This window comes from Desulfobotulus alkaliphilus (assembly GCF_007830435.1).
GTDB classification, from domain to species: domain Bacteria; phylum Desulfobacterota; class Desulfobacteria; order Desulfobacterales; family ASO4-4; genus Desulfobotulus; species Desulfobotulus alkaliphilus.
Map to the genome: position 1 here is coordinate 1 of NZ_VLLC01000032.1, position 22571 is coordinate 22571.

Annotated in this window: 20 protein-coding genes; 11 read left to right on the forward strand and 9 right to left on the reverse strand. The window is 53.2% G+C overall.

The features are described 5' to 3' along the window. Positions 1-273: 273 nt before the first annotated feature. From qmoC to LZ24_RS14460, 6 genes are all read right to left on the reverse strand, one after another. Positions 274-1455 carry a quinone-interacting membrane-bound oxidoreductase complex subunit QmoC gene (gene qmoC / locus LZ24_RS14435; RefSeq protein ID WP_144686375.1) on the reverse strand — a complete coding sequence of 394 codons (1182 nt, stop codon included), beginning with the start codon at positions 1453-1455 and terminating at the stop codon, positions 274-276. 46 nt (positions 1456-1501) lie between these two features. Further along, a complete protein-coding gene (locus LZ24_RS14440) occupies positions 1502-3838 on the reverse strand; it encodes an FAD-dependent oxidoreductase (RefSeq protein WP_144686377.1) in 2337 nt (778 codons plus the stop codon). A 12-nt stretch (positions 3839-3850) separates the two neighbouring features. Beyond that, a complete protein-coding gene (locus LZ24_RS14445; protein ID WP_144686379.1) occupies positions 3851-5119 on the reverse strand; it encodes a CoB--CoM heterodisulfide reductase iron-sulfur subunit A family protein in 1269 nt (422 codons plus the stop codon). A 257-nt stretch (positions 5120-5376) separates the two neighbouring features. Further along, the gene (gene aprA, locus LZ24_RS14450; protein WP_144686381.1) at positions 5377-7353 is read right to left on the reverse strand and encodes an adenylyl-sulfate reductase subunit alpha; all 1977 of its coding nucleotides are present in this window, start codon (positions 7351-7353) and stop codon (positions 5377-5379) included. 71 nt (positions 7354-7424) lie between these two features. Next, positions 7425-7874 (reverse strand): adenylyl-sulfate reductase subunit beta, encoded by a 450-nt coding sequence (gene aprB / locus LZ24_RS14455; RefSeq protein WP_139445604.1) that lies wholly within the window; start codon positions 7872-7874, stop codon positions 7425-7427. A gap of 374 nt (positions 7875-8248) precedes the next feature. Next, the gene (locus LZ24_RS14460) at positions 8249-8449 is read right to left on the reverse strand and encodes a hypothetical protein (RefSeq protein ID WP_144686383.1); all 201 of its coding nucleotides are present in this window, start codon (positions 8447-8449) and stop codon (positions 8249-8251) included. A 568-nt stretch (positions 8450-9017) separates the two neighbouring features. Here LZ24_RS14460 and LZ24_RS14465 point away from each other — a divergent pair. Next, positions 9018-9758 (forward strand): YkgJ family cysteine cluster protein, encoded by a 741-nt coding sequence (locus LZ24_RS14465; RefSeq protein ID WP_144686385.1) that lies wholly within the window; start codon positions 9018-9020, stop codon positions 9756-9758. A gap of 26 nt (positions 9759-9784) precedes the next feature. Beyond that, the gene (locus tag LZ24_RS14470) at positions 9785-10600 is read left to right on the forward strand and encodes an SDR family NAD(P)-dependent oxidoreductase (RefSeq protein ID WP_144686387.1); all 816 of its coding nucleotides are present in this window, start codon (positions 9785-9787) and stop codon (positions 10598-10600) included. A gap of 738 nt (positions 10601-11338) precedes the next feature. On the opposite strand, the gene LZ24_RS14475 is transcribed toward LZ24_RS14470, so the two are convergent. The 3 genes from LZ24_RS14475 to LZ24_RS14485 are packed head-to-tail and all read right to left on the reverse strand — an operon-like array spanning position 11339 to position 13826. Further along, a complete protein-coding gene (locus LZ24_RS14475; protein WP_144686389.1) occupies positions 11339-12124 on the reverse strand; it encodes a YkgJ family cysteine cluster protein in 786 nt (261 codons plus the stop codon). After that, complete coding sequence (locus LZ24_RS14480) at positions 12121-12735, reverse strand: YkgJ family cysteine cluster protein (protein WP_144686391.1); 615 nt, start codon at positions 12733-12735, stop codon at positions 12121-12123. Before LZ24_RS14480 ends, LZ24_RS14475 begins: the two co-directional genes overlap by 4 nt. A 35-nt stretch (positions 12736-12770) precedes the next feature. Beyond that, the gene (locus tag LZ24_RS14485; protein ID WP_144686393.1) at positions 12771-13826 is read right to left on the reverse strand and encodes a deoxyguanosinetriphosphate triphosphohydrolase; all 1056 of its coding nucleotides are present in this window, start codon (positions 13824-13826) and stop codon (positions 12771-12773) included. A 159-nt stretch (positions 13827-13985) separates the two neighbouring features. On the opposite strand from LZ24_RS14485, the gene LZ24_RS14490 reads away from it, so the two are divergent. The 9 genes from LZ24_RS14490 (at position 13986) to nusA (ending at position 22536) form a co-directional block, all read left to right on the forward strand. Next, positions 13986-14534: an adenosine deaminase gene (locus LZ24_RS14490; protein ID WP_144686395.1), complete on the forward strand. Its 549-nt coding sequence runs from the start codon at positions 13986-13988 to the stop codon at positions 14532-14534. Then, positions 14531-15085, forward strand: coding sequence for a nucleoside deaminase (locus tag LZ24_RS14495; RefSeq protein ID WP_144686397.1), 555 nt, complete (start codon positions 14531-14533; stop codon positions 15083-15085). Before LZ24_RS14490 ends, LZ24_RS14495 begins: the two co-directional genes overlap by 4 nt. 198 nt (positions 15086-15283) lie before the next feature. Next, entirely contained in the window at positions 15284-15796 is a 513-nt protein-coding gene (infC, locus tag LZ24_RS14500) for a translation initiation factor IF-3 (protein ID WP_144686399.1), read from the forward strand. Between the two features lie 298 nt (positions 15797-16094). Then, positions 16095-16292 carry a 50S ribosomal protein L35 gene (gene rpmI / locus LZ24_RS14505; RefSeq protein WP_144686401.1) on the forward strand — a complete coding sequence of 66 codons (198 nt, stop codon included), beginning with the start codon at positions 16095-16097 and terminating at the stop codon, positions 16290-16292. A gap of 154 nt (positions 16293-16446) precedes the next feature. After that, positions 16447-16803 carry a 50S ribosomal protein L20 gene (gene rplT, locus LZ24_RS14510; RefSeq protein ID WP_144686403.1) on the forward strand — a complete coding sequence of 119 codons (357 nt, stop codon included), beginning with the start codon at positions 16447-16449 and terminating at the stop codon, positions 16801-16803. A gap of 160 nt (positions 16804-16963) precedes the next feature. Beyond that, the gene (gene pheS / locus LZ24_RS14515) at positions 16964-17971 is read left to right on the forward strand and encodes a phenylalanine--tRNA ligase subunit alpha (RefSeq protein WP_144686405.1); all 1008 of its coding nucleotides are present in this window, start codon (positions 16964-16966) and stop codon (positions 17969-17971) included. 2 nt (positions 17972-17973) lie between these two features. Then, positions 17974-20397, forward strand: a complete 2424-nt coding sequence (gene pheT / locus LZ24_RS14520) for a phenylalanine--tRNA ligase subunit beta (RefSeq protein WP_144686407.1) — start codon at positions 17974-17976, stop codon at positions 20395-20397. A 263-nt stretch (positions 20398-20660) separates the two neighbouring features. After that, complete coding sequence (locus LZ24_RS14525) at positions 20661-21125, forward strand: ribosome maturation factor RimP (RefSeq protein WP_186443174.1); 465 nt, start codon at positions 20661-20663, stop codon at positions 21123-21125. A 13-nt stretch (positions 21126-21138) separates the two neighbouring features. Continuing rightward, on the forward strand, positions 21139-22536 hold the full coding sequence (gene nusA / locus LZ24_RS14530) for a transcription termination factor NusA (protein ID WP_144686411.1): 1398 nt from the start codon (positions 21139-21141) through the stop codon (positions 22534-22536). Positions 22537-22571: the final 35 nt, after the last annotated feature.

Consider the following 22571-nt stretch of genomic DNA (forward strand, 5'->3'; position numbering starts at 1 on the left):
CGGGGAGTTTTTGCCGCTTCCGCACAGGGCAAGAGGCTCCCGAATCCGGCACTCAAGATCTATAGGCATTTTTGCTCCCGTAAAGGGCTTGAGCTTTTCAGCTTGAGTGCCGGATTGCGTCACGGGCAAATAGCCTGGGGCCTGTGCATCTGCCTTGCAGGTATGGTGCTTGGAAAACAATGCTCCCTGACAGAAAAACGGTGGTCCGAATATACCGGACCACCGCTTTTTTATACCTGCCTTCTCTTTAAAAAAAGAGAGGTTTTCCAGCGCTTACTTCCGTCCACTGTATGCCTGATATCCCATGGCTGCTGTCCGGTAAACCAGATGGGCCATCTTGGAAAAGGGAAGATAGGCAAAGAGATGGAAGATGGCAATGAGGTGGATGTAGTAGGAAAGGTAGCTCAGGAAAGCCACGCCCCCCAGACGGAACATCTGGGTAAACATCCCCGTTACCGCAACGACCATGATCACGCCCAGAATATACCAGTCTTTATAGGCAGACTTCTGATCTTTTCTGGCCAGACGGTTTTTCATCATCAGTGCAATACCAATGATCAGGGCCACACCGGAAACGTTGGCCACCCACTTGATGGGGTTGAGCTGGCTGTAGGGTGTTGCCTGATGCATGAAGTAAACACCGATGAAAACAAGACCCGTTACAATGGCAAGGCCTATGAAGGAGAAAAGAACCATCATATGGGCCGTTGCCCGTTCACGGTTTTCGCCGCACTCGGAAAACTTCTTGTGCTTGCCTATGGTAGGCAGCACCTGCCAGATGGCTTTTGCATATTCCACCCAGTCCAGATCCGTCCTTCTGGTTTTTCCTTCAAGGATGGCGTTGGCGTGCATATCCGCAATAAAGCGTTTTAAACCCAGACCAAAAACAATCACAACGGCCAGAGCCAGAGGAACAAAAACAATATCCACAAACCAGCTGGAAATAAAGTTGGAAGCGGCAATACCCGGAACGGGAAGACCGTCATGGGTGTGGTACCACATTTCTCCGCCAAAAATCTTTGCAAAGAACCCATGCCCGAATACCGTCAGAAAAGCAAAGAAAGCAAAAATGGCCGCAGGAACCGCCGTCAGAATGCCCAGCTTGCTCGGATCATTCACCATCTTGCCAAGGAATTTGGGCTGGGCATACTCGGTAATGGCATAGGAACGGATGGCTCCCAACACATCTCCAGGTGCAGCTCCCCTCGGACACATGGTGCTGCAGTCACCGCACTGGTGGCAGAGCCAGATGTCCGAGCTGCCCACAAGCTTATCCTTCAACCCCCAGGAAGCAGCGATCATTTCCTTTCTGGGAAAGGGCTTTTCTTCGGGGGATATGGGGCAGGCTACGGAGCAGGTGGCACACTGAAAGCATTTTTTCAGGGTATCCCCGCCGAGGCCCACCACCTCATTGATAAAGCCTATATCCGGCTCTACCACATATTTCTGTGTCATCGACCTACCTCCTCAAAATTAAGATTGGGCAATTTGGTTTAACGTATCAGAAGCCCTTGAAGGGGTTCGGACCCATTTCTTCAATTCTTGCCACAAACTTGTTGATCAGCTCAGGGGCCTTGTCATACTCATCAATGGCAATCTCAAACTGGGCAATGCGCTCATCTTCAAGGCCAAGGCTTGTGAGGGTATCCCCCATCTTGCTGGAGCGCACATCCATCAGTTCAGAGCCCTTAATGAAGTGGCATTGATAGTCATCTCCGTGCTTGCATCCCATCATGAACACGCCGTCCATACCCTGGGAAAGGGCATCCTTGATCCAGATAACGTTGACGGAACCCAGGCAGCGAACGGGAATAATGCGCACATCCGCATGATAGGAGATGCGGTTCATGGCCGCCATATCCAGCGCAGGATAGGCATCATTCTCACATACAAAGCCAAGAATACGCATGGGAGGCTCATCAAAATCCATATCCGAGGGAACCCAGACACTTTTTACCATGGACCCCACGGAATCAATGGAGTAGTCCGCAAAACCAATGATGCGCTCAGGACAGGCACCCATACAGGTACCACAGCGGCGGCAGCGGGTGGGATTGGGCTTGGGCGTACCACGCTCATCATCATCCAAGGCACCGAAGGGACATTCTTCCGTACAACGCTTGCACTGGGTACAGCGCTGAAAGAAAAAGTCAGGGAAGGTCATGTCACCGGAACGGGGATGGACGGCCACACCGCGGTTGGAAGACTCCACGCACTGGATGGCCTTGAGGGCCGCACCGGTGGCGTCTTCCATGGACTCTTCAATGGTCTGGCTTCTCCGGATGGCACCAGCGGCATACACACCGGTACGCTGGGTTTCATAGGGAAAGCAGATAAAGTTGGAGTCCGCATATCCGTCAAAGGATTTAATCTCCCGGAAGCCGGGGCCCTGACGATAGGCAAGATTCACCACAGGATCATCTTTGGTGGCAGGAACCATACCCGCAGCAAGGACCACAAGGTCGGCTTTGATCTGAATTTCTTCACCCAGAAGGGTATTGGCGGCGGTGACCACAAGGCCTTCGGCAGCACTTTCCACAGCAGTCACTTCCCCCTTGGTCATAAAGACACCGGGATCCTGCTGCATGGACTTATAGAAATTTTCCTGAAGACCGGGGGTGCGCATGTGCTGATAGATCACATAGGCCTTGCCATCGGCATAGTCTTCCCGCACATATTTGGCCTGCTTCAGGGCCACCATGGAGGTGACGGAACCACAGTAATCAAAGTCCGTATCATCCCCATCCTTGCCGGGGCTCTGGACAAAGACAACGTTTTTAGCCGGACGCCCGTCGGAAGGACGAACCACCTTGCCCTCCTTGGCCATCATTTCAAACTGATGGTTGGTGATGACATCGGCATTTCCCACACCCAGATGGGCAAAGGCTTCGGCATCCAGTTCCGCAGGACGCCAGCCCGCAGCAAGGATCACGGCACCATACTTGCTGCCATTGGGATCAAACTGCAGAACATCGGCACGACCCTCATTGATTTTTACATAAATCTCACGGATCTGATCCACATCCAGGGCCTTGCCGTTTTCATCGTAACGCTGGGCTTCGGGAACAGCCAGAGGCACGTCAAACTCAATTTTCTCACCGGGCTTCTTGAAGGTCACGGTAAAATCACCGGGCTGACCCGCAATACGGGCAACCACGGTTCCCGTTTTCACATCAATCTTGGAAGAGGCTTCCACGGCTTTGATCTGATCACTTGCCACAGGCGGAATCAGGGATTCAAAGGGCATCTGTACGGGCATCTGCCTGCGCATTTTAGCCGCATAGCCACCAAGAGTGTCCTCTTTTTCCACAATGGTCACTTCATAACCAGCCGCCGCCGCATCCAGGGCAGCCCCCATACCCGTAACACCACCACCGATGACCAGAATCTTTTTGGAGAAGTTTTCCAGCTGATAGGGCTCAGGAATGGCAATCTTTTCTATGCGGGCCATGCCCATACGGATGTAGTCATCCGCCATCTGCTGAATACGGTCCAGAAAATACTCATCGGCCTTTTCATCGTCTGTGACAGGCCCGGGGAACTCTTCCCTCTTATGGCTCCAGACAACGCCTTCCCGGAGATTCACCCGGTCCACCACACAGCCGTCAAACTTGAAAATATCAAAATTGACCCTGCGGGAGCAGGCGGCAATGGCCAGGGCATTGGTACCCTCAGCAATATCCGCCTTGATCAGATTCAGACCTTCCTCGCCGCAGAGGCAAGGATGGTTTTTACAGTCAAAGCGTTTTTCTGCGGCAACAGCCTCCAGTTTTTCCACATTCAGCATGTCACCGATACCGCATCCGGTACAGATATATACGCCATATTTCTTCTGCATGATGTCTCCCTCCTACCGCTTCACCAGGGTTTGAATCGCCTTGAGCGCCATACCGGTTGCATTCTGGTTGCTGGAGACCACGTCCGCCGGCTTGTTGGCACAGCCACAGGCGAACTGACCACCCCTGGTATAATCATTCACAATGAAGCCATCTTCGGTGAATACCAGATCCGCCCTGGGTTTCGCACCCGCCAGACTGGGCTCCATGCCCGTGGCAAGTACGGCCATATCCACAGCGCGGCTGCTCTTTTCACCGGACACGGCATTCTCAGCGGTGACAAGGATCTTACCGTCCTCTTCAGCCACTTCCGCAACCTTGCCCTTGATGAAAAAGACCTTGGGATCGTCCTTGAGCATCTTGTAAAACTTCTCATAACGATAGCCGGGAGCCCGCAGGTCTATATAATAGATGTAGACTTCCGCATCGGGATACTGGCTGCGGAGATAGGTGGCATGCTTGAGGGAAGCCATGCAGCAGATGTAGGAGCAGTAGGGCAGATGGTTTTCATCCCTTGAGCCTGCACACTGAACAAAGGCAACGGTCTCAGGGGCCTTGCCATCGGAAGGACGGACAATTTTGCCCTCCGTGGGACCGTTTTTGGACGCCATACGCTCCAGCATCATGTTGGTGATGATGTCGGGGTAACGGCCAAAACCAAGGTTATCAATTTTAGCCGCATCATAGGGCTGCCAGCCCGTGGCCCAGACAACGGAACCCACCATGAGATTCAGGGTTTTCGGCTGCATGGCAAGGTCAACGGCACCATATTTACAGGCTTCTGCTGCCTTGGCAGCATCATCGGTTCCGATGATTTCAGGAGCGATGACATAGCGCTGGGGAAAGGCCATGCCATGGGGCAGATAAGCCCCTTTGGTTTTGGACATGCCAAAATCAAAGGCATTGTCAATTTCTGTAGCGCAGGCGGCACTGCATTCACCGCAGCAGGTACAGTTTTCATTGACATAGCGGGGGTTCACCTTCACCTGAACGGAATAGGCACCGGGAGTACCGGTAACACTTTCCACCTCAGCAAGGGTGAGAACCTTGATACGGGCATTGTCACGAATTCTTTTGTAGTTGATTTCAAGGCCACAGGTCGGTGGACAGAGTTTCGGAAAATACTGATTCAGCTGGGCTACACGTCCCCCCAGTGAAGCGGTTTTTTCCACAATGTACACGTCATAGCCGACTTCGGCGGCTTCGAGGGCCGTGGTAAGACCGCTGATCCCCCCCCCGACTACCAGGATGCTGCCAGCAGGGGCTGATTGTTCCAACGTCATGCTTTCCCTCCGTGATTTATTCGATCCCAGAAATAATCTCTAACAGTGGCACGGGCGAACAGGCTGCCTGCCATGCTCCGTGCCCACATATCCCAGGGCTTCATTCTTTTATCCTGTGAAGCCCTCGGATAATTGGGCACATACCCGAAAAAAGCCACAAAAACCCTTATAAGGGGATGTTAACAAAAACCTCCTGGCCCCGGGATTCCGGAGACCAGGAGGCAAGTGCTATCCGACTACATCACACGCAAGCGTGATTACATCGGGATGATGCGGTGATAAGGAACTTTCTTCATGCTCCACTCTTTGGTTTCTTTGTTGTAAGTGGAGTTAACAAAGCAGAACCAGTTCTCATCGTCCTGGCCCATGAAGTCTGTTCTGTAGTAGAAGCCGGGGAAACGGCTTTCCTTACGGAACATGATGTGGCGGGTGTGGGCTTCTACCGTATAGATACGGTGGAAGATTTCCCAGCAGCGCATCAGTTCGTGCAGGTCGCCTGCTGCCAGATGCTCACAGTCTTCGTGCATCATCTGGAAGAGTTCCATCAGGTTCTCAAGGGCAGACTGGTTGGTGCAGTAGTAGGAACCCACACCACCACCGTACTCGTTGGTGGCCTTCATCAGACGCATGGTCATACCCGCAGGCTTGCAGAATTTGGGGTTGACGTCTTTGTCTGTGGAGTAATCCTTGTGGGCAAACCAAGTTTTAACGGGCTTCCATACAAGGTCTGCTGCTTCCTGGGCGCTCATTTCAGGCTCAGGCTTAAAGTCAGGATGATTTTTTACCCATTTAACCATCATCTTGGCAGCAATGCGGCCTTCGGCATGGGAACCGGAGGAGAACTTGTGACCGGAGCAGCCGATACCGTCCGCAGCGGTGAAGAGACCTTTAACGGTGGTCATCTGGTTGTAGACCACACCATTGTCGCCCCACTTGTAATCTTCGGGAACCCAGTCTTCGTTGGGACCGGAAACCCAGATACCGCAGCAGCCGGAGTGGGAACCCAGCAGGTAGGGTTCTGTGGGCAGAATTTCAGAATCTTTTTTCTCAGGCTCGGTGTTGGTAGCACACCACAGGTTGGCCTGACCACAGGTCATATCCAGGAAGTCTTCCCATGCTTCTGCTTCCAGATGCTTGAGCTCCTTCTTGTCCATGGTCTCGCCCAGCTTCTGGAGAGCCTTGGAGGTAACCATCATGATGGGACCACGACCCTGCTTCACTTCGTTCATCAGAAGGTGGTTACGCAGACAGGTCGGGGTGATGGGTGCAGTACCGTAAGGAGCGTACTTGGCCAGCTCATCCTTGGCATCCTGGGAAGCAGCATAGTTTTCACCCAGAGAGTTTTCCAGATGGGCTTTGAACAGAAGGAACCATGCACCAACAGGACCGTAACCGTCTTTGAAACGGGCAGGGGTGAAGCGGTTTTCCATCATGGAAAGTTCAGCACCGGCACGAAGGGCCATGGTGTAGGTGGAGCCGGCGTTCCATACGGGATACCATGCACGGCCTTTACCTTCACCAACGGAGCGGGGCTGATAGATGTTTACAGCACCACCGCAGGCAACCAGCATGGTGTTGCACTTGATGTAGTATACTTTGTTCTCACGGGTGGAGAAACCAACGGCACCGGCGATGCGGTTGGGCTCATTCTTGTCACGGAGCAGCTCAACGATGAATACGCGCTCAAGAATGTTTTCTTCACCAAGGGCTTTTTTGGCAGCTTCTGCAACGATGCGCTTATAGGATTCACCGTTGATCATGATCTGCCACTTACCGGTACGAACGGGCTTGGCACCGTCCTTCAGAAGACCAAGCTTCAGGCCTTTTTTACCGTCAACGTTCTTGTTTTCGGCATCTTTTTTCCAGATGGGCAGACCCCACTCTTCGAACAGATGAACGGAGTCATCCACGTGGCGGCCAAGGTTGAAGATAAGGTCTTCACGAACAATACCCATAAGGTCGTTACGTACCATGCGCACATAGTCGTCCACCTTGTTGTCACCAATATAGGTATTGATGGCGGAAAGACCCTGTGCTACGGCACCGGAGCGCTCAAGAGCAGCCTTGTCCACCAGAAGAATTTTGGTGTTGTCATCGGCCCACTTTTTGATCTCAAAAGCTGCGCCACAGTTAGCCATGCCGCCACCAACGAGAAGGATATCCACTTCTTTCTCGATGATCTCAGGATTTTCAACGCATTTCAGTTCGCCCGCAGGCTGATTCGGCAATGCCATTGTATAGCCTCCCTAAACGATTCTAGTTAAGGAATGATGTTTAAATACGATAAACCCCAGTCTTCTTAAGATCAGGATTTCCATACAGGAGGTGCTTCGGGAGCAGCCTGCTTGAACCCGGTCTCTTCTTCCGTAAACAGGAATTCAGAATCAAGGTCCTTGCCCTTGGCACCTTCGTATGCATTGGCAGTACCTTCAGCAGTGGTCCGGATGGGGAACTTGAAGCGCTTCACAACGCCATTCCGGAACTTACAGGTCCACATGATGTCTTCGGTACCCATCATGGGAACAAGATCGGAACCCATGGGAACGAAGTCAGAGTAGCCGCGAACGCCAATGGCCTGGTTCGGGCAGATTTTGATGCAGGAGAAGCACTCCCAGCATGCATCCGGCTCCTGGTTGTAGGCCTTCATGGCGTTGGGATCCAGCACCATAAGGTCGTTGGGGCAGATGTACATGCAAGCAGTTTTCTCTCCGCCTTTGCATCCGTCACATTTTTCTGCGATTACAAAGCTTGGCATTTACAATACCTCCCTAAGTTGTACGTTGAACCAAACTCCTAACGATAAACAATCCGGCCGGCACACATACCATACCGGAGACCAAAAAACCTTTATAATACCCTATGCAGCCCAGAAGCAGCCCGGCAGGAATATACGGAAAAGATCCGACTATCATCCGGAACCACCAATGAGCAGAACATCAGCACACATCAGAAAGAACACCCTTTCCGATAAAAAACCGGAAAGCAATCATATTTCCTGCAGAGCATTGTAAAAACAAGACCGAAAATGCTTTTTGCTTTTATATCAGTAAGATACACCAAGACCAATTGAAATGCGAAGTTAACACCTGCAAAGCAGATTTGTCAAGCAAATTCTCCATGAGGCTTTCCTCACACCTGGAAAAAGCTAAAAAAAACCACCAAAAACACAATATAAAGCAAGTAAAAAATAGAACGATACAAAATATAGATCTTTGCGGCAAAAAAAAGAAACATTGTTCCCCTGACAAACACAGGATCAAAGGCGGCTGCCGGAAAATCCGTATCGGGCTGGTGGCCCCCAAATTCGCCAGATGCTATTTTTTTTGTCATGGCGAAATCCATTTAAGCATCGTACAAAGCTTTTAATTTGTAACTGTTCGACACAGTTTTCCAAGTACCATACCTGCAAGACAGATGCACAGGCCCCAGGCTATTTGCCCGTGACGCAATCTTATTCTTAGAGCTTCTTGCCCTGTGCGGAAGCGGCAAAAACTCCCCGCCACAGGCAGGATAAGCTTTTTGATTACCATGGCAGGCCTAAGCACGCTGCCTTTGTGGCGGCTCAGACAGTTTGCCGCTTCTTTCGCACAGGCCTGCAAAGCTCTGATCCGAAACGATTGCAATGTCACTTGCAAATAGCCACGGAGCCTTGCAACAGTACAAAACTGATGCAATTACAGCATTGGCAGTGCTGAATAATTATCTTGCTTTTTATAGTAGGCTTTGTTTTTTTAGCTTGAGTGCCGGAATCCGAAACGTTTGCAATGTCCCTTGCAAATAGCCACAGAGCCTTGCAACAGTACAAAACTGATGCAATTACAGCATTGGCAGTTCAGAATAAACGGTGCTGAATAATTACTTTAATTTTACTTTTTACATTTATACAAAGGCTTTTTAAATGAATGAAAATCCAAGCGACTGCCTGCAACCCATAAACCCGGACCACCCCCTCTGCTTTGACTGCCACGAAGGGCTGCCCTGCTTCAATCAGTGCTGCCATGACATCTGCCAGCTTCTCTACCCCTATGACATTCTGCGCCTGAAAAAAAATCTTTGCATGAAGGCCTCAGATTTCCTTTCCGCCTACTGCATCATCCATGACGGGGAAGGCAGCGGCCTTCCCGTGGTCTCCTTCCGGCTGGACAAGGCAAATCATCAGGCCTGCCCCTTCCTCACAAAAGAGGGATGCCGGGTATATGAAGACCGCCCTGCATCCTGCAGGATTTTCCCCCTTGCCCGGGGACTGGTCCGGGACAGGGCAACAGGGAACCTCCAGACCCACTATGCCCGCATTCCCGACCCCCTGTGCAAAGGCTTTGAATCCAAAAAAACAAATACACTGAAAGAATGGATTGCAAGTCAGGACATGGCAATTTATGACCTGATGAATGATGCCATGATGCCCCTGATCAGCCTCAAAAACCGGCTGATGCCCGGCCCCCTCCAGCCGGACCATAAAAATATTTTCATCCTGGGCTGCTACAATCTCGATGATTTCCGCACAAGGATCTATGAAAGCGGAGAGCTGCGGGGGATTTTTCCGGATCAGCGGCTGGCTGCCGCAGAAAACAGCGACGAGGAACTCCTGCTGCTTGCCATGGACTGGGTCCGCCACCGCCTCTTTGGCGCAGCCCTGTAAGCGGACAGACATGAAAGGCTGAATCTATGAAACTGAAAGGAAAAGTTGCTCTGGTTCCCGGATCTGTACGGGGAATCGGCAAGGCCATTGCCTTAGACCTTGCCGCCGAAGGTGCCTCACTGGCACTGACCCGCTTTGACTGGCCCGAAAACTTCCATGAAATGGAAGCCGACTTTACCCGGACAGGCACTCCTTTTCGGATTTTCGACATTGACCTGCGCAACACCGGGGCCATCGCAGACCTCATGGGCAAAATCCATGCCCACTTTGGCAGACTGGATATTCTCATCAACAATATCGAACGGGGTGGCATGCCCGTCGTTCATGGGAAATATACAGAAGCACAGTGGGATCTGGAACAGGAAACCACCCTCCGGGCCAAGCAGTGGCTGGCAGAGGCAGCCCTTCCCCTGCTCAAGGCTTCCGGAGAAGGCTGCCTGATCAACATCTCTTCCATTGCCGCCCTCACAGGAAGATCAGGTCCGGCAGGCCTGCTTTTCAATGAAGGCTATGCTGCGGCAAACCGAGGGATCTCCATACTCACGGAAACCTGGGCCAGGCTGGGAGCGCCGGAGGTACGGGTCAATGAGCTTATGCTGGGCCTTATGGAAACCCGGCACGGACCCAGGACAAGGGGCTGGGGCCTGATGAGTTCCGAACAGCAGAAGGCCCTCACGGACCACACCCTTCTGGGCCGCATCGGCCTGCCGGAAGACGTGGTGCGGGCTGTCCGCTTCCTTGTTCTGGATGCCCCCTTCATGACCGGCAGCGTCCTGCGCCTTGACGGTGGCTATGTCCTTGGCGGAGACAGGGTGCCGCCCATGCCCGTGGGTGTGGAGTAATGCTTCTGAGCAACTTAAATTTAGTTCTTTTAATTCAAAAACTTAAAAAATGGTCAATTACCCATCACTGATCTAAATGAGTTTGAATCCGGCACAAGTTACTCTACGACAAGATGCCCTAACAGGGCGTGAGCTGCTGTTCAGCACAGTTTTCCAAGTACCATAGCTGCAAGACAGATGCACAGACCCCAGGCTCTTTACCCGTGACGCAATCCGGCACTCAAGCTGAAAAGCTCAAGCCCTTTACGGGAACAAAAGTGCTTCAAGGATCTTGAGTGCCGGATTCGGGAGCTTCTTGCCCTGTGCGGAAGCGGCAAAAACTCCCCGCCACAGGCAGGATAAGCTTTTTGATTACCATGGCAGGCTTTAAGCACGCTGCCTTTGTGGCGGCTCAGACAGTTTGCCGCTTCTTTCGCACAGGCCTGCAAAGCTCTGATCCGAAACGATTGCAATGTCACTTGCAAATAGCCACGGGGCCTTGCAACAGTATGAAGCTGCTGCAATTACAGCATTAGCAGCTCAGAATAAACTTTGCTGAATAATTACCCAGATTTTACGATTGTTGGCAGGCACCCGTAAAGGGTGCCCCTACAAAACCGGGGCCGCAAAAACCATTCACAGGGGAGCCCTTCAAGCCTGCCCGTATGAAAGCTCTCACCATGGGCCTGACAACATGCTGCCCTGCAAACGGTGGCTGGGTCAGGGCAATAATCAGATCCGATATGCCTACCCGCTCCCCTATTTTTTTGGCTGCATACTGGCCACCTTCATCCCCCACACACTGTGGCGAATCCAGTCAAAGCCAAAGCGCAGAAGGGCAACATCATCTTTTTTCAGTTTCCGCTTCAGATCCGGATGCACCTTGTAACGCTTGAAAAAACTGGACTCAAACAAAAAGGCCCTGAAGGCATCCAGATGATAAACAGCCATGAAGGCCATCTTTCCCTTTTTGCCATAAAAGCCCTCTGCTCCCCATGGGTTTTCAGAAAAATACAGACGCACCGCACTCCACTCCCTTGTCATGCGGTTATGTCTCCGGGCATCCTGATCTTCGGCCCAGCTTTCAAGGGTCCAGACCTTCTCTTCTTTCTGGCCCATACAAAAATCCGGCGGACGGAAAAAAGCCACGGTTTCCACGATGGAACCATTGGGGCCCCATACCGTCCCCTGCTCCACGGGAAAGGTGCGGCAGGTATCCGGCCTGTGGAGATAAACCGAGCATCCCTGATCCGTAAGAAAGGGACAGGTCTTTTCCTCATTCTCCGCCATGCGCAGCAGCACCTCGGGAAAAAACTCCCCCTTACGCATCACCACATCCGTATGGCGATCCATAAAATCCGAAGATGTCATATCAAGGGCCTTGCACAGCCGGAGCACATCATAGGGATAAAGGTAGAGATTCAGGTTGCGGCAACAGAGATTGAAACAGGAAAGCCCTTCATGGCAGCGAAAGGAAAACCCCTGGCCCGGCAGAATTCTTTTTCCCGGCAAAGTATCCAGAGCCTCCACATCAAGATGCTTCATACCTCCCCCTCCCCTCCCACATCGGGCATGGGCAGGGTGAGCATATCCGCAATGCTCAGACGGATGCGGCCATCATAACCCGATTTTTTACGAAGATCCTGCTCCAGCAGGGCAAGGCTTCTGTAAAGGGGCGTCCGGTCCAGAAGCACCCCCTCCCCGTCCCCAAAAAATTCACAGCCCGGCCCCTTGACCTCGCCACCACGCCCCATCATTTTCCATGGCACACCATGGAGACGGCAGATCATGGGCCTGTGGGCATACACACGGCACAGGCCATCCACATTTAAAGGACAAAGCCCCCGGAAAAGCCCCTCTTCTCCCCCGGCATCATGGGCCTTCATGGCCTCACACAGGGCCAAAGCCCTCTCTTCCATGGCAGACCGCTCCCCTTCACCAAGCATGGAAAAACCCTTTAAAAGATAGAGAACCTCCACAAGGGTATAGTGATAAAACCGGGTGTTGCAGCAGCTGTCTACGCATCCTGTGCAGGAAAACCCCGCACTTTTCGCCACATCGGCATAGGCCGTATCCATCCGGGCATAAAGCGCTTCCATTCCGGAAAAAAAAGAAGCCAGCACCTCCGGTGCAAGCCCCGTTTCAAAGGCATCCATGAAAAACAATCCTCCCTTTGCATCTTTCCCCGTCCTCAGAACTGGGGAAAGGGCATAAAAATTTTATGATACAGATTCAGGGCATAGCGATCCGTCATACTGGCAATGGTATCACACACCACTTTTTCACGCACCTCCCCTGCAGGATCAAAGGCGGGAAGCTCCATCCGCCGGAGCTCTGCCTGCAGTGCGTCCTCATTTTCCATGAGAAAGGCAAAAAGCTCCATCAGAATTTTCTTGGCCTTTACGAACTCATTGTGCACCTTGGGAGACCGGTACACGTTATCAAAAAGGAACTGACGCAGCTCCACCATGGTTTTGTAAACTTCATCACTCATGCGCAGACAGAAACCATCTTTTTCCATGCTGCTGTTAAAAATAATGTCACGGATCATGGAGGTTCCACGGACCGAATGGCTTTCACCCAGAACCCTGATGCAGGATGCAGGAATCTGATGGCGGCCGATCACACCACTGCGCACCGCATCATCAAGATCATGGTTCAGATAGGCAATGATATCTGCAATGCGGACCACCCGCCCCTCTATGGACAGGGCCGTTTCCCCGGGTTCCGTGGGAATAATATTTCCAAAACCCTTGGAGTGCTTTAAAATGCCATCCCTGACCTCGTGGCTGAGATTCAGCCCCTCCCCCCGCCTCTCAAGGCGATCCACCACACGCAGACTCTGGGCTGCATGGGAAAAATGCTCTGAGTATATTTCCTTGAGTGCCGTTTCACCGGAATGCCCAAAGGGTGTATGGCCAAGATCATGGCCCAAAGCAATGGCCTCCGTAAGATCCTCATTGAGACGCAGGGCTCTGGCAATGGTTCTGGCAACTTCCGCCACTTCCAGGGTATGGGTCAGCCGGGTTCTGTAATGATCCCCCAGGGGAGAAAGAAAAACCTGGGTCTTGTGCTTTAATCTTCTGAAGCCGCTTGAAAAAACGATCCTGTCCCTGTCCTGCTGGAAAAGTGTGCGGATGGGACATGGTTCTTCCCTGCGGCGACGCCCCCTGGAGGCTGCGGCACAACAGCCATAGGGAGCAATAAACCCCGCCTCCCTCTTTTCAAAATCTTCCCTAATGGTCATTGCTTGCCTGCCTGCTGGAATTGAGTTAACTTTTAAGGCCGGGCTCCATACCGGACGGGGACTATCCTATGCACAAGAGTCCCGGTCTTGTAAAGGGGCGATGCCCCAGACAAAAAAAACGGCGGCCCGGAAAAGGACGGCAGCCATGAAAGGACAGGCATGGGCAAACATCATCTCGTCCTTGGCAGCATGCAGGACATCCTGAGCGGAGAGACCATAGAAGACAACCATGACAACCGTTACCGCCAGAAACTGGCAGCACGCCTTCTGGAGGCTGGATATAAAAGACAGGAGATCCGCTCAAACATTCCACTGATTCTGAAGTGCGATGAAAAACGGGCAAGAATTCATCTGGATTTTCTGGTAAAACCCCATGGGAAAGCAGCCCTTCTTGTCCGTTATGGTCCCGGCTCCATTGTGACCCGCCGCACACCGGGCCGGGCAGCCGCCCTTCTCATGGATGCCGCCCTCCTTCTGGCCACCAACGGGGAAGATGCCGAGCTTCTGGAAACCCGGACAGGCACCCTCCTTTCCCTCGGCCTGGACAAGATACCACCACCGGACAGCCTTCCACCGGCCCATACCTGTGAACAGCCCCTGACCCCGGACATGCAGGAGCGCTGCCACCGCATTCTTTATGCCTTTGAAGTCAATGATGCCTGCCCCTGCGATGATGCGGTCTGCCATCTGGATACGGAGGAACAATGAACAAAGACCATGAATTCATGGGAGAAGCCCTGATACTGGCAGAAAATGCCCTGAAAGAAGGAGAATTTCCCGTCGGTTGTGTCATCACCCTTAACGGAAGCATCCGGGTAAAATCCAGACGAAAAGCATCCAACGGCAGTCTTCCCAGCGAAATCACCCATGCGGAAATCCTTGCCATCCGGGAGCTGGAAAGCCTTGTCCCCGCAGCCATGCGCCATAAGGCAACCCTCTATGCCACCATGGAACCCTGCCTCATGTGCTATGCCGCCATCCTTCTTTCCGGCATCGGGCGGGTGGTATGGGCCTATGAAGATGCCATGGGTGGCGGTACGGCCTGCGACCTTTCCACCCTGCCCCCCCTCTACGGCGAAAGGCAGCCGGACATAAGACCCGCCCTCAGACGGGAAGAAAGCCTTGCCCTGTTCATGAAATTTTTCCGCAATCCCAAAAACGCCTACTGGAAAAACAGCCTCCTTGCCCGCTACACCCTTGCCGGTGGCAGATCCCTGCCAGAGGCCGTCAGACCACAGATCCGGGGCCAAGGGATCTGAAGGGCCTGAAGCTTCCATGCGGTGCAGCCGGAATGCCTTTATATTTATTTCTTGCACAGCCTGAGAACATGAGGTATACGTACATGCTGATCTACATGAACCGATCACTTTTTACCCCATGAGTGATTTCAACGGATAACGCGCACCACGAGGAGGTCCGGTATAATTAGCAACGGACGCCAGCAGGGCCAGGAAGCTCTGCAACAAAGCAGAACAAGGATTAATCGTAACATCAGGGCCAAGGAAGTCCGGGTCATTGATCCCGACGGAGAACAGCTGGGCATCATGCCTGTGCCCAAAGCCCTTGACATTGCCGCAGGTCTGTCCCTTGATCTGGTGGAAGTGTCCCCCCAGGCCAAACCCCCTGTATGCAAAATCATGGACTATGGAAGGTTCAAGTATGAGCTGACCAAAAAGCAGCAGGAGGCCAGAAAAAAACAGACCGTTGTCCAGCTGAAGGAGGTCAAGGTAAGGCCCAAAACCGGGGATCATGATCTGGAAACCAAGCTGAAGAACATCCGTAAGTTTATAGAAAAACGAAACAAGGTCAAGGTTACGGTAATGTTCAGGGGCAGAGAAATCACCATGAGTGACCGCGGACGCAGCGTTCTTGAAAGCATCATCGCAGATGTTGAAGATGTTGCCGTGGTGGAATCCACGCCCAAATTTGAAGGCCGCACCATGATGATGATTCTTGTGCCCAAAACCTGAAAGTTTTTAAAATAAGGGAATACGGGCAGTATCAGGAAGCATCCGGAAAAGTATTTCAACCCTGCACCGGCCCCCTTGTTTTATACATCCGGCCATCGCCGGACAGAAACATAAGGTGTCCATAGCAACATTTTTTCTTATGTTCAGGATACCCGTATATTTTGTGTTCCCTTTTCTGGCGTGTGCCTTTATACGCCAGAATTTTTGTTCCTTACCCCCTGGAAATTGTTTGCAGCGCAATCCCAGGGCGAACGACAGGCCTTCACCACACGAAGGCAGTATTTACAAGGAGGCGTTCATGCCAAAAATGAAGACCAACCGGGCCGCAGCCAAGCGTTTTACCCGCACTGGCTCCGGTAAGTTCAAAATCCGGAAGGCCAATGCAAGCCACATTCTGACCAAAAAAACCACCAAGAGAAAACGGAACCTGCGTCAGGGTCAGATGGCGGACAAAACCAACGAAGCACAGCTTAAGCGTCTTATGCCCTACGCATAAAGGCCACAGCTCCGGTGCCCCCGCTGCAAAAACAGCTTTCTCCGAACCTCGTCATTACAAGGGTCGCCATGGCCCTGTCCTCCGGGGTGCCACTGAATCCGGAGAAAAAGGGAAAAGCCGGATGATTACCATGTTTTTTTGAGGAGACACACCCATGCGCGTAAAAAGAGGCTTTAAAGCCAGACACAGACGTAAAAAGGTATTGAAACTTGCCAAAGGCTTCCGTGGAGGCCGCAGTAAACTTTTCCGCACAGCGGCGGATGCCGTGGACAAGGCCCTGATGTATGCCTACCGCGACCGTCGTCAGAAAAAACGGGATTTCCGCCGTCTCTGGATTGCCCGTATCAATGCTGCCGCCCGTATGAACGGCCTTTCCTACAGCCGTTTTGTTCATGGCCTGAAACTGGCCGAAATTGATCTGGACCGCAAGGTTCTGGCGGAGCTTGCCATTTCCGATCCCGAAGGTTTTGCCATCATTGCTAAAACCGCCTCCGAAAAGCTGCAGGCGTAAAGACATAAAGGCCTTAAAAACAGGCTGTTCCTTGTCTTCTGACCACCATGACGGGTCATGCTGAAAAGCCGGAACCTCCACCCCTTTCCGGGTTCGGGTTCCGGCTTTTTTTTGACCGCCATTGCAACGTTCACCCCCCCACCGAAACAGGGCATACGACGTGGAAACCAGCATCGAACAACTCAAAGAAGAGGCCCTGGCCGCCCTTGGGAACGCCGGGGATCCAGCAGAAATACAGGCCCTCACCGTCCGCTATCTGGGGAAAAAAGGGCTCCTTACCCAGTACCTGCGCACCATGGCCACCCTTGATCCGGAAGATCGCCCCGCCTTTGGCCAGCGGGTCAATGCGGCCAAAGAGGCCCTTGAAACGGCCTTCAGCGAAAAAAAGGCCGCCCTTGAAACGGCAGCCGCCGACCGGGCCACAGACATTGACATCACCCTTCCCGGCCGCAAACCTTCCCAGGGAACCCTGCACCCCCTCACCCGCATCCGCAGGGAAATATCCGACATCTTCAGCCGCTTAGGCTTTGAAATCTCCGAAGGCCCCGAGGTGGAGCTGGACTGGTACAATTTTGAGGCACTGAACATCCCTCCCCATCACCCGGCAAGGGACATGCAGGACACCTTCTATGTATCGGACAGGGTGGTTCTGCGCACCCACACCTCGCCCATACAGATCCGCTTCATGGAAAACCACAAGCCGCCCATCCGCATCATCGCACCGGGCCGGGTTTACCGCTGTGATTCGGATATCACCCACACCCCCATGTTCCATCAGATTGAAGGGCTTCTTGTGGATGAAAAGGCCAGCTTCGGCGACCTCAAAGGCATACTCACCGCCTTTATCCATGCCCTCTTTGACAAAGATACCAGCTTACGTTTCCGCCCCAGCTTCTTTCCCTTTACGGAGCCCAGCGCAGAGGTGGACATCCGCTGTGTCATGTGCCGGGGCGAAGGCTGCCGCATCTGCTCCCAGACCGGGTGGCTGGAAGTTCTTGGCTGCGGCATGGTGCATCCCGTTCTCTTTGAGAACACAGGCATTGATCCGGAGCGCTACCGGGGCTTTGCCTTTGGCATGGGTGTGGAGCGTCTGACTATGCTCAAGTACGGCATCGACGATCTCCGGAAGTTCTTCGAAAACGATATCCGATTCCTGGAGCAGTTTTAGCCATGAAACTCAGTCTCAACTGGCTTAAAAGCCTCATACCCGTCCCCATGAACACCGAGGAGCTGGCCCACGCCCTGACCATGGCAGGCCTCGAAGTGGAAGCCGTTGAACGGCCCTTTGCCCACCTTGACGGCATTGTGACGGGACGTATTTTTGACATTGCCCCCCATCCCAATGCGGACAAACTGCAGACCTGCAAAGTGGATACCGGCAATGACATATTCAGCGTGGTCTGCGGTGCGCCCAACATAGAAAACGGCATGATGGCCCCTTTGGCTCCGGCAGGAACAACCATGCCCGACGGCACGGTCCTTAAAAAGGGTAAAATCCGGGGAGAAGTTTCCGAAGGCATGCTTTGCAGCGCCAGAGAGCTGAATCTGGACAACGATCATTCCGGCATCCTTGCCCTGCCCCAGGAAACCCCGCCCGGCAGCCCCTTCTGCGAAGCCATGGAAATGGATGACACCGTGCTTACCATAGGCCTGACACCCAACCGGGTGGACTGCGCCAGTGTCATGGGCCTTGCAAGGGAAGTGGCCGCCTTCGGAGAATCTTCCTTCAGGGCAGAACCCGTCTCCCTCCCGCCTGCGGACCCTGCGCTGGGTAAAATAGATACCCTTACCAGCGTCACCGTGGAGGACAGCGAAGGCTGCCCCCGCTATGCGGCAAGGCTGCTTGCGGACATCACCGTGGGCCCGTCTCCGGCATGGCTGAAAAACCGCCTCATTGCCGCAGGCCTAAGACCCATCAACAACATTGTGGACATCACCAACTTTGTGATGCTGGAAACGGGTCAGCCCCTGCATGCCTTTGACTTCGACACCCTTGCCCAAGGCCGCATTGTGGTCCGGAAAGCCTCGGAAGGGGAAACCTTCATCACCCTTGATGAAAAAGAACGCAGGCTGGACAGGGATATGGTCATGATCTGTGACGGAGAAAAACCCGTGGCCATCGGCGGTGTCATGGGCGGCCTCCACTCCGGTGTTACGGAAAGCACCCGGCGGGTTCTCATCGAAAGCGCCTGCTTTGATGCCCCCTCCATACGGAGAACGGCAAAAAAACTGGGGCTTTCCACGGATTCTTCCTATCGTTTTGAGCGTGGCGTAGACCCTCTGGGCACCCTTTATGCGCTGGACAAAGCCGCGGCCCTGATGCTGGAAACCGGCGGAGGAAGGATGGCGGAAGGCTGTATTGATGTACATCCCACTCCCCCTGCTCCCCGTACCATCGGCGTCAGCCCGGATTTCATCAACCAGCGCATCGGCCTGAACCTTTCCGCAGAACAGATGATCCTTCTGCTGGAAAAGGTTGGTTTTTCAGCGGGACTGCAGGGCAAAGACATTGAAGTGACCGTCCCCTCCTTCCGGGTGGATGTTTCCCGCAGGGAAGATATTTCCGAAGAAGTGGCAAGGCTCTACGGCTATGACAATATCCCCGTCACCTTTCCGGAAATGCCTGCGGAAACAAGACTGGATCCCCCATCGGTTACCTTCCGCCGAAGACTGCAGGATCAGATGTGCGGCCTCGGTTTCCACGAGGTCATCTCCTACAGCTTTGTTGCCAAGGAAAGCGCCGACCACCTGCGCCTTCCCGGGGACCACCCCATGCGACCTGCCGTGGCCCTCTTAAACCCCATATCCGAAGATCTGGCCATCATGCGCACCAGCATGGTCCCCGGCCTTCTGGGACTTCTGGCCCGCAACATTGCCCAGCAGGAAAAAAGCCTGAAAATTTTTGAAACCGGCAGCACCTTCACCCCCCTTGCAGGTGAGGATCTTCCCGTGGAAAGGGAAGTGCTGGCCCTGGCCTGGACGGGAAAACGTCACCCCGGCGGCTGGTATGAACACGCACCGGAATGTGATTTTTTTGATCTCAAAGGCGCCGTGGAAAGCCTGCTGGAGGCCATGAATATTCCCGGGGCCGACTATGCCGCCCCGGATTCACCGGACAGCTTTCCCTGGGTCAGAAAGGGTGCCTGCGCCTGCATCCGGTGTGAAGGCAGCATACTGGGCCACATCTATGAGGTGCATCCGGAAACACGTCGTTTTTTTGGTATCAAGCAACCCGTTTTCATGGCAGAGATGGATCTCATCCTTCTCATGGAAAAGCAAAAGGATCTCTTCCTGTCAAAGGAGATTCCAAGGTATCCTGCCACCACAAGGGATGTCACCCTGATCCTTGACAAAGAAATCCCTGCGGCAGAAGTACTGAAAATTTCCCGTGAAAACCAGCCGGAAATCCTCGAATCCGTCAGCATCCACGACCTTTATCAGGGAGACAGAATCCCTGCAGGCAAAAAAAGCCTGACCCTGCGCATGGTCTACCGGTCCCTCACGGAAACCCTTGCGGATAAAAAGGTCAACAAAATTCAGGAAAAAATAACCCAGAATCTCCTTTCACATTTTCAGGCCACCCTGCCCGGCTGAGCACCTGCCCTTCTGCCCGCCGAAACGGGCAGAAGGGCCTTATCACGGGTTCTGCCTGCGAAAAAGCGGGCTTGACATTCCCATAAAAAAATAATATTTACTCCAATTGGTATGCACTGTGCTCTGCCCCTGATCCTTTGCAAAAGACAGGATGCAGACACTTCCTTTCATGCCAACAGTACCGGAATCGCCACGGAAAACGGGCCGCTGCCCGTTTTTTCTTTATGGAATTCCGGTCTTCCTTTTGCTTTGGAGGCACCCGGTTGCACACGGAAAATAAAACTCTGATCCATCGAATTCATGATCTTGCCCAGCCCCTTCTGGAATCCCAGGGACTGGAACTTGTTCTGGCAGACCTGGTTACGGAAGACGGTCGCCGCATTCTGCGCCTTCTCCTTGACAAACCAGGGGGGATCACCCTTGATGACTGTGCCCGTTTTGCCAAGGAATTCGGCTACCTGCTGGATATCCACATCAACATACCCGGGCAATACACCCTGGAGGTATCTTCTCCGGGCATCAACCGCCCTCTGGTCCAGCCCCGGGATTTCGAACGCTTTGCCGGAGAAACCATCAGGCTGCGCACCCATACGGCCAGAGACGGCCAGCGCAACTTCAGGGGGGAACTACTGGGCATCACCGAGGACCAGGTGAACATCAAGCTTGCCGAAAAGACCGTTGCCATTCCCTACGGGGAAATACATTCGGCACGGCTCTGCCGGGATTAACGGAGACCATACCATGCTGTTCAGCGATATAAAAAGGGTAATAGAACAGGTCAGCCGGGACAAGGGCATTCCCATGGAAAGCCTTATCCACACCCTGGAAGAAGCCCTGGAATCTGCAGCTAAAAAGAAACTGGGTTCCCACATTGATGTGGAAGCCCAGTACAACCCGGATGCCGGAGAAATCGAAGTTTTTCAGTTCCGGGAAGTCGTTGAGGAAGTAACAAACCCCGACTTTCAGCTCAGCCTGAAGGATGGCCGCAAGCTGGATCCCGATTGTGAGATCGGTGACTCCCTGGGAACAAAGCTGGATACGACCAGCTTTGGACGCATTGCAGCCCAGTCTGCCAAGCAGGTGATTATCCAGAAGGTCAAGGATGCGGAACGCAATGCCGTATACGACGGTTTCATTGACAGAAAGGGTGAAATCATCAACGGCATTGTCCAGCGTGTGGACAGGGGAGATATTGTGGTCAATCTGGGCCAGACCGAAGCCCTGCTCCCTGCCAGAGAACAGATCCCAAGGGAAACCTACAGAAGGGGCGACCGTATCCGTGCAAGTATCATGAAGGTACTTCAGGACAGCCGGGGACCCCAGATCATCCTTTCCCGCACCCATCCGCAGTTTCTCATTGCCCTTTTCCGCAGTGAGGTTCCGGAAGTGGCCGAAGGGGTTGTCAATATCGAAACCGCATCCCGTGAACCCGGTGTGCGGGCAAAAATTGCCGTATCTTCTCAGGATTCCGGCGTGGATCCCGTAGGTGCCTGTGTGGGCATGAAGGGTTCCAGGGTTCAGGCCGTGGTGCAGGAACTCAGGGGCGAGAAAATCGACATCATCCCATGGAGTCCCGATGCCGCCCGCTTTGTCTGCAATGCGCTGGCACCTGCAGAAATTCTGCGTGTGGTCATTGACGAAGACAACAGGGCCATGGAAGTCATTGTTCCCGATGAATTCCTGTCCATTGCCATCGGCAAAAAAGGTCAGAATGTCCGGCTGGCATCCCGGCTGACGGGCTGGCATCTGGATGTTAAAAGCGAGGCATCCTACAGTCAGGCCATGAAGGAAGGCTATGCTGCACTCATGGGGATTCCCGGCATCGGCATGACCCTGGCGGAAGCCCTTTATGCCGAGGGCTTCACCACCCTGCAGGATGTGGCGGATGCGGTGGTGGAAGACCTGCTGCAGGTGGAAGGCGTGGATGAAGACATGGCACTGAACATGATTCAGGCGGCCCTGCAGACCGTAGCCAGTGAAAAGAACAAAGACCGTCAGCAGGCCGAAACGGATACGGAATTCGCACCTGAAGCAGAAACAGGCAGTGATCATAAAGACGATTCGGAAACAACCTTAATAGATGAAAACCGGCAGGTCCCCGCAGATGAAGCGGCGACACCGGAATCGGAAAACGAGTAATTCCGGACCGGGAAAACCGCGGTAATTCGGAAGCT